This is a genomic window from Achromobacter sp. UBA5777, assembly GCF_002418565.1.
GTDB lineage: Bacteria > Pseudomonadota > Gammaproteobacteria > Burkholderiales > Burkholderiaceae_B > Achromobacter > Achromobacter animicus.
The window spans coordinates 1-8,055 of the sequence record NZ_DIEJ01000274.1 but is presented as its reverse complement, the minus strand read 5'-3'; the positions used below and the strand labels follow the sequence as shown (position 1 = coordinate 8,055).

The 8,055-nt window shown below is 67.9% G+C and carries 8 protein-coding genes and 1 pseudogene; 7 read left to right on the top strand and 2 right to left on the bottom strand.

The genetic code is table 11. The features are described from left to right. Both B3446_RS23445 and B3446_RS23440 read right to left on the bottom strand, forming a co-directional pair. Positions 1 to 201 (bottom strand): annotated as a pseudogene (locus B3446_RS23445) (helix-turn-helix domain-containing protein); the annotation flags it as partial. Positions 202 to 277: 76 nt separating this feature from the next. Next, on the bottom strand, positions 278 to 865 hold the full coding sequence (locus B3446_RS23440) for a M23 family metallopeptidase (protein ID WP_291385783.1): 588 nt from the start codon (positions 863 to 865) through the stop codon (positions 278 to 280). A gap of 188 nt (positions 866 to 1,053) precedes the next feature. Between B3446_RS23440 and B3446_RS23435 the strand changes: the two genes are divergently transcribed. The 7 genes from B3446_RS23435 to B3446_RS23405 form a co-directional block, all read left to right on the top strand. Further along, positions 1,054 to 1,938 (top strand): DUF3348 domain-containing protein, encoded by an 885-nt coding sequence (locus tag B3446_RS23435; protein ID WP_291385785.1) that lies wholly within the window; start codon positions 1,054 to 1,056, stop codon positions 1,936 to 1,938. A gap of 10 nt (positions 1,939 to 1,948) precedes the next feature. Beyond that, on the top strand, positions 1,949 to 5,245 hold the full coding sequence (locus B3446_RS23430) for a DUF802 domain-containing protein (protein WP_291385781.1): 3,297 nt from the start codon (positions 1,949 to 1,951) through the stop codon (positions 5,243 to 5,245). Next, positions 5,242 to 5,892 (top strand): OmpA family protein, encoded by a 651-nt coding sequence (locus B3446_RS23425; RefSeq protein WP_291385779.1) that lies wholly within the window; start codon positions 5,242 to 5,244, stop codon positions 5,890 to 5,892. Before B3446_RS23430 ends, B3446_RS23425 begins: the two co-directional genes overlap by 4 nt. Beyond that, a complete protein-coding gene (locus B3446_RS23420) occupies positions 5,882 to 6,574 on the top strand; it encodes a DUF2894 domain-containing protein (protein ID WP_291385777.1) in 693 nt (230 codons plus the stop codon). The genes B3446_RS23425 and B3446_RS23420 overlap by 11 nt, the downstream gene beginning before the upstream one ends. Before the next feature lie 73 nt (positions 6,575 to 6,647). Next, complete coding sequence (locus B3446_RS23415) at positions 6,648 to 6,893, top strand: ParD-like family protein (RefSeq protein ID WP_175121249.1); 246 nt, start codon at positions 6,648 to 6,650, stop codon at positions 6,891 to 6,893. Then, positions 6,894 to 7,685, top strand: a complete 792-nt coding sequence (gene map / locus B3446_RS23410; protein ID WP_291385774.1) for a type I methionyl aminopeptidase — start codon at positions 6,894 to 6,896, stop codon at positions 7,683 to 7,685. Between the two features lie 95 nt (positions 7,686 to 7,780). Next, positions 7,781 to 8,055 (top strand): MFS transporter (locus B3446_RS23405; RefSeq protein ID WP_291385772.1); only part of this gene is annotated, 275 nt, incomplete at its 3' end.

Genomic DNA, 8,055 nt, shown 5'->3' with positions numbered 1-8,055 from the left:
CGCCACCGCTTGCCGCGGACCAAACCCACGGGCAGCGCTTCGCAGCAGCGTCCTGGCCCGTGGCAGATCGCCCAGTTGCGCGAAGGCAATGCCGCGCAAGGCCAGCGCGGGCGCGTCGCTGCGCAGCGCCACCTGATTCAGCGCGCCCAGCGGGTCGCCTGCGGCCAACGCGCGGGCCGCCGTTTCAATCAGAAAGTCCATGGAAAGTGCGGGACTGCCTGCCCCGTTGTTCTCGCCTGGGCACCAATCTACACCGCGCAGCGGCGTGGTTGCAGGGCTATTGCGCGGACGACACGGGCATGGACGAACCTTGCGTTGCGCTGGGCGCGGTCAACAGCGGATACGGGTTGAGCGCGCCGCCCCCCGCGTAGATGCCGTAATGCAGATGCGGCGGCGTGCCTTGGGCGTTGCCAGTATTGCCCACAAAACCCAGGACGTCGCCCGGAGCAACGAGCTGGCCGCGGCGGATATCCGCGTAGCCATCCAGGTGCGCGTAATAGTGCATCTGCCGGCCCGGTCCCATCACCCAGACGACCTGCCCGCCCAGCGTGTTTTCGCCGATGCGCGTGACCACGCCTTCGGTCGCCGACACCACCGGCGTGCCGCGCTTGGCAAAAATATCGATGCCCTGGTGCGTGCGCCCGCCCGACCGTGCCGCGCCCCAGGTATCGGCCAGCCGCCGGGGCGCAACGCCCTGCACCGGCACGGGCAGCGACACGGGCGCGTCCTGCCAGGATAGCCGCGCCATATGCCAGGGCGCGCGCGCCGCCTCCGGCAGACGCGGCCAGGCCCAGACCGCCAGAGCGGCCAACGCAGCAAGGATGAGAAGTCGTCGGGCAAATCGCCAGGGGGTACGGGCATTCATGCAACGTTCGACGGCCATGCGGGCCCAGGGTTCCTGCTCGCTGGGCGGCGACACAGTATTGCGGCGCCGTTGATACAGCGTTCATGATGCGACCCCGTTTTTCGACCAGGATGGGTGCCCGGACCGTCCGGGCAGGCCCTCCCGGGCCGTCGCAGCGTGTAAACTCCCCCCTTTTTGACTCTGGTGGTATGTTGCAAGCCCCCCAGCGCACAGGTTTAAGCGGCCCGACGCTCATTCGCTTGCTGACTCGCCTGACGGACGCGGATGTCCAGCAGTCCAGGCAGTCGCTATCCGACCATCTGAGCCAATGGCTTGGCTGGACGGACGCGATCGCCCTGTCGGCGGCGTTGAACACAAGTCCGCCGGTCATTGCGCCGGGCGCCCGCCTGTTCAGCAGCGCCGAAGAACGCGAATGCGTGCGCGTGCGCACCACCCTGGCGGACGCCATCGCCAGCGACACGGCGGCCACGGCCGCCAAGCGAATTGCCCCGGTACCTGCGCCAGCCAAGAAACTGGCTGCCGTCCTGGCGGAGGACGAGTTCGATTATTCGAGTTTTCGCCAGCGGTATCTGTCGTTGCAGCACACGATGGAGACCAGCATCGGCAATCTGCGCAGCCGGCTGCGCGGGATGGTCGCGGCGCGCAATGGCGAATGGACCCGCCTGGCCGTGGTGGACGCGATCATGGACCGCGCGCTGCTGCCCAAAGAGCGAGCTCTGCTCGGCGCGATTCCGAAGCTGCTGCAGACGCACTTTGACCGGCTGCGCAAGGCCGAGGAAGCGGCGCTGGCCGCCGCCGAAACCCAGGCTGCTGCCGAGGCGCAGGACTTGGCTGACGCCGACGCGCCAGCTGATACCGCAGCGGAGGCGGACGGCAATGCAAGGGCCGACGGCGATGCAGCGGTCGCAGCCCTTGACGCCGCGCCGGCCAACGCGGCGGCGCCCGTCCCGGCAATTACCGCGGGCGCCTGGCTGGACACGTTCCGCGCCGACATGCGCGCCGTGCTGCTGGCCGAACTGGATGTTCGTTTACAACCGGTCGAAGGGTTGCTTGCCGCCCTTCGCACCAGCTAATTAGGACACTATGTCCAAGACTCTGATCAATATCGTGGTTTTCCTGGCCGGACTGGCCGTTGTGGGCTGGATCGGCGCCGGTTACGCGGGAACGAACCCGCTGGCGCTGGCCGTGACGCTGCTGATCGGCGTCTGTTACCTGGCCGGCGCGCTCGAGCTGCTGCGCTACCAGCAGGCAACGACTGCTCTGTCACGCGCCGTGACGGACCTGAAGGAAGCGCCCGGCAGCCTGGGCGCCTGGCTGGACAAGGTGCCGGCCGGCCTGCGCAACGCGGCGCGCCTGCGTATCGAAGGCGAACGCGTGGGCCTGCCCGGGCCATCGCTGGCGCCCTACCTCGTCGGCCTGCTGGTTCTGCTGGGCATGCTGGGCACCTTCCTCGGCATGGTCGTGACGCTGCGCGGCACCGGCCTTGCGCTTGAAAGCTCCACCGATCTGGCCGCGATCCGCGCGTCGCTGGCCGCACCCGTCAAGGGCCTGGGCTTTGCGTTCGGCACCTCAATCGCTGGCGTCGCCGCATCCGCCATGCTGGGCCTCCTGGCCGCCCTGTGCCGCCGCGACCGCGTCCACGCCGCGCAACTGCTGGACACCCAGGCCGCGACCACATTGCGCGTGTATTCGCAAAGCTACCAGCGCGAAGAATCCTTCAAGCTGCTCCAGCGCCAGGCCGAAGTGATGCAACGTCAGGCCGAAGCGATGCCCGCCATCGTCGGCCAGCTGGAATCCATGATGAAGAGCATGGAACAGCAGAATCAGGCGCTGAACGAACGCCAGATCGCCAGCCAGACCGCCTTCCAGGGCAAGGCCGAAGCCGCCTACGCCCGCCTCGCATCCGTGATGGAACAGTCCATGAAGGACAGCGTGGCGCAAAGCGCGCGTTCCGCCGGCGAAGCGCTGCAGCCCGTCGTGCAAGCCACCATGGATAGCCTGTCGCGCGAAACCGCCACGCTGCAGGACACGGTCTCGCAGGCCGTGCGCCAGCAGCTGGAAGGCCTGACCGCCGGCCTGCAAGCCGCGACGACCGATGTTGCCGGCATCTGGAGCCAGGCAGTGGCCGGCCAGCAGCGCGCCAGCGAGGCCATGGCCGAAGACCTGCGCGCCTCGCTCGACCGCTTCGCCCAGACCTTCGAGCAACGCTCGGCCAACCTGCTGGACAGCGTGTCGGCGCGCCTGGAAGCCTCCTCCGGCAACATGTCGCAGGCCTGGACCGACGCCCTGTCGCGCCAGCAGCAAGCCGGTGAAAAGCTGGCGGGCGACAACCTGCAGGCGCTCACCGCCGCGGCAGCCAGCTTCGAACAGCATTCCGCATCGCTGCTGCGCACGCTGAACGCCTCGCACGCCGCGCTGCAAACGGATCTGGCCTCGCGCGATCAACAGCGCCTGGCCGCCTGGACCGAAACGCTGGGCGCGATGGGCGCCACGCTGCGCCAGGAATGGGAGCAGTCTGGCGCGCAAGCCGCCGCCCGCCAGCAGGAAATCAACGACACCTTGGCGCAGACCGTGCGCGACGTGGCCGAGCAGGCTGCGGCGCAAGCTGCGCTGATGGAAGGCGTGTCGGCCCGCATGGAAGCCGCCGCCATCGGCGTGTCGGACCAATGGACCCGCGCCCTCGCCCGCCAGGAAGAATCCAGCGGCAAGCTGGCCGCAGGCAACCAGGCGGCGCTCGAAGCCGCCACGGCGGCCTTCGAACAGCACGCCGCCTCGTTGCTGCGCACGCTGGACCAATCGCACACCGAGCTTCAGGCCGCCTTGGCCGCCCGCGACGAAGACCGCCTTGCCGCCTGGAGCAATACGCTGGGCGCCATGACCGCCAAGCTGGGCCAGGAATGGGAACAGGCCGGCGCGAACACCGTGGCCCGTCAGCAGGAAATCAACGACGCACTGGCCCAGACCGCGCGCGGCATCACCGGCCAGACCGAGGCGCAGGCCCGCTTGCTGCAGGACGTGTCGTCCCGGCTGGAAACCGCGGCGGGCAGCGTCACGCAAGCCTGGAGCGACGCGCAAACGCGGCAGGAAGACCTGGGCAAGCAACTGGCCGCCGACAATCAGCGCGCGCTGGAAACGGCCGCGGCCACCTTCGGCCAGCATGCCGACGCGCTGCTGCGCACGCTGGATCAATCGCACGCCGACCTGCAAACCGCGCTGGCCTCGCGCGACGAGGAACGCCTGGCCGCCTGGACGGGTTCGCTGACGGCAATGGCCGCCAAGCTGGGCAAGGAATGGGAACAGGCCGGCACGCAAGCCGCCCTGCGCCAACTCGAAATCGGCGACGCGCTCGCTCAGACCGCCCGCGACATCACCGCCCAGACGCAGCAGCAAGCCGCCCTGCTGGAAAGCGTGTCGACGCGTCTGGAAACGGCAGCAGGCGGCGTCACGCAGGCCTGGATCGATGCGCAGGCGCGCCAGGAAGAAACCGGCCAACAACTTGCCCTCGACAATCGCCAGGCGCTGGAAACCGCGTCCGCCGCCTTCGGCACGCAAGCCACCGAGCTGCTTCAGACGCTGGAGCAATCGCACACCGCCCTGCAAACGGCGCTGGCGGCCAACGACGAGGAACGCCTCGCCGCCTGGACCGGCAAGCTGGCGGCCATGGCCGACGCGCTGCGCACCGAATGGCAGCAGGCAGGCGCACAGGCCGCCGGTTTGCAGCAAGAAATCTGCGACACCTTGAACCTGACCGCGCAGGACATCACCGCCCAGACGCAGGCCCACGCCAGCGAAACCATCGCCGAGATCGGCCGTCTGGTTCAAGCGGCTTCTGAAGCGCCCCGCGCCGCCGCCGAGGTCATCGGCGAATTGCGCCAGAAGCTGTCGGACAGCATGGTGCGCGACAACGACATGCTGCAGGAACGCAACCGCCTGCTTGAAACGCTGAGCACGCTGCTGGACGCCGTCAACCACACCGCCGCCGAGCAGCGCACCGCCGTGGACGGGCTGGTCGCCTCGTCGGCCGACATGCTGGAGCGCGTGGGTGCGCAGTTCACCGCGCAGGTCGAATCCGAAACCGGCAAGCTGTCCGAGGTGGCGTCGCTGGTCACCAGCAGCGCCGTCGAAGTCGCCAGCCTGGGCGAATCCTTTGGCGCGGCGGTGCAGGCCTTCGGCGAATCGAACGACAAGCTCACGGCGCATCTGCAACGCATCGAAGCCGCGCTGGACAAGTCCATCGCGCGCGGCGACGAGCAGCTTTCCTATTACGTGGCGCAGGCCCGTGAGGTCGTCGACCTGAGCCTGATGTCACAGAAGCAGATCATCGAGAATCTGCAGCAGCTGGCCACCCAGCGCGCCACCGCCGGAGCGGAATCGGCATGAGCGAGGATATCGACGGCGGCGTGCAGGCATCGGCGCCCGCCTGGGCCGTCTTCGGCGACCTGATGTCCGTCTTGCTGGGCGCCTTCGTCCTCATCCTGGTCAGCGTCGTCGCGGTGCAGTTGCAACTGTCGACGCGGCTGGAAGAAGAGGTCAAGCAGCGCCAGGAAGAAACCCAGCGCCGCGAGACACTGGAGCAGGCGCTGGCGGGCCCCCTGGCCGCCGGCCGTGTGACGCTCATCAACGGCCGCATCGGCATCAGCGGCAGCGTGCTGTTCGCGCTGAACTCCGACCAGCTCCAGCCCGAGGGCCGCGAGATCCTGAAAACCCTGATCGAGCCGCTGTCCGCCTACCTGAAGACCCACAACGAAATCCTGATGGTCAGCGGGTTTACCGACGACCAGCAGGTGCGCGAAGGCAACCGCCGCTTCGCGGACAACTGGGACCTTTCCGCCCAGCGCGCGCTCACGGTGACGCGCGCCCTGATCGACGAAGGCGTGCCGTCGTCAACGGTGTTTGCCGCGGCGTTTGGCGCCGAGCAACCCGTGGCGTCGAACGCCGACGAGGAAGGCCGCGCCAAGAACCGCCGCGTGGAAATCACGCCCATTCCCAAACCGTCCAACGAAGCGGGTAAGCCCGGTGAGCAGTGACGGCAGCCGCGCTGAAGGCCTGGACGCGCGCGCGGTGCTGGACGCCTGGCGCGCCAGCGGCGCGGATCGCGTCAACCCGCTGCGCTTTCACCTGATCGACGCGCTGGACCGCCGCGCGGGCGCGTACGACGGCGCGGTGCGTCAGCGGCTGGACGAGCGGCTTGCGGGTCTGATCGCGGCGTATGAGGGGGAGTTGGTCGGCGCGGAGGATGCGGCTGCGGATGCAGACGCTGAGGCTGATGCAGAGGCCCCGCAAGACGCCGTGTCGGGCGGACCGCTGGCCGAGTTGATCGCCAATCTTGGCTCCGACGATTCCCGCGACCCGCTAGGCCTGCGCGCCGCCTACCCCGAGCTGCCGCTGCTCGACGAATTCCGCGCGCTCTGGTCCCGCTTCAGCGCCGACCGCCAGGTGCGCCAATCTCAGGAACGCGTCCATAAGAACGCCGGCCCGCTCAACTCGAACCAGCTCGTGCACCGCGCGCTGACCCTGATGCGCGAAATGTCGCCCGGTTACCTCCAGCAGTTCCTGTCGTACACCGACGCGCTGATGTGGATGGAACAGATGACCGCCGCGGCCGCGCCGGCACCGAAGGATGCGCCGCGCACCGGCGCCGCCAAAAAGTCCACGCGCGCCAAGCCGCGCAAGGAAAGCAAGGAAAGCAAGGAAAGCAAAGAAGCCTGAGGGCCGATTTGCACGCGGCCCCGCGCCGCAGTACGATACGTTCCATATACAAAACATATACGGAACGTCCACTATGGGTATCGTCAAGATTTCCGAGCAGATGCATGAGAACCTGCGCGTCGCCAGCGGCGCCCTCAGCCGCTCGATCAATTCCCAGGCCGAACACTGGATGCGCATCGGCATGCTGTCCGAGCTGTATCCCGAACTGCGCCACGCCGACATCTGCCAATTGCTGATCCGCATCGACCAGGCAGAAGGCTTCACCATCGCCTCCCTCTCGCAAGGGTTGCCGCAACCCTTACAGCAGGAGGCCGCGTAAATGGCCAAGAAGGTTTCCATCAAATCGGCCGCCGACATCGAAATGGCCCGCAAGGCGGGCGCCATGGCGGCCGAAGTGCTGCACATGATCGGCGAACACGTCCGCCCCGGCGTCACCACCGACGAGCTTGACCGCGTCTGTCACGACTACATCGTCAACGTGCTGAAAGCCACGCCCGCCAACGTCGGCTACCACGGCTTTCCCAAGACCATCTGCGCGTCGGTCAACCACGTCATCTGCCACGGCATCCCGTCGGCCAAGGTTCTGAAGAACGGCGATATCCTGAACATCGACGTGGCCGTCATCAAGGACGGCTGGTTCGGCGACACCAGCCGCATGTACTACGTGGGCCAGCCCAGTCCGCTTGCCCGCCGCCTGGTCAACACGACGTACGAAGCCATGCGCGCAGGCATTATGGCCGTCAAGCCCGGCGCCACGCTGGGCGACATCGGCCACGCCATCCAGACCGTCGCGCATCGCGAGCACTTCAGCATCGTGCGCGAATACTGCGGCCACGGCATCGGCCAGATCTATCACGACGACCCGCAGGTCCTGCACTACGGCCGCCCCGGCGAAGGCCTGGTGCTTCAGCCCGGCATGATGTTCACGATCGAGCCCATGATCAACGCCGGCAAGCCGCAGACCAAGCAGCTTCCCGACGGCTGGACGGTCGTCACGAAGGACCGTTCGTTGTCCGCGCAATGGGAGCACATGGTCGTCGTCACCGAGACCGGTTACGACGTGCTGACCACCTGGCCTGACGGCTTCGGCGACTACCCCCAGATTCCCTGACCGGGACGCGTCCGAGCAAGGACCGGAGTGCAGGGCCGCGAGGGTACGATCATGATCGTGCCCTTGCCGTTTCTGCGGCGCCCGCCGTCCCGTCCATGCCCACCCTGCCCTCCGCTTTCCGCCGCCTGGCGGCGTCGAACTTGGCCGCACAGTTTTCCGAGCAGATCGCGCTCGCCGCCGCGCCGCTGTATGCGGTGCTGGCCTTGGGCGCCACTGCCGCGCAGACCGGCTACCTGCAAACCGCGCAGACGCTGCCGTTCCTATTGCTGTCTCTGCCCGCCGGCGTGCTGGCCGACCGGATGTCGCGCCGCTCGCTGATGACCGCCGCCGAGACCGTGCGCGCGGCAAGCCTGATCGCGCTGCTGGCGCT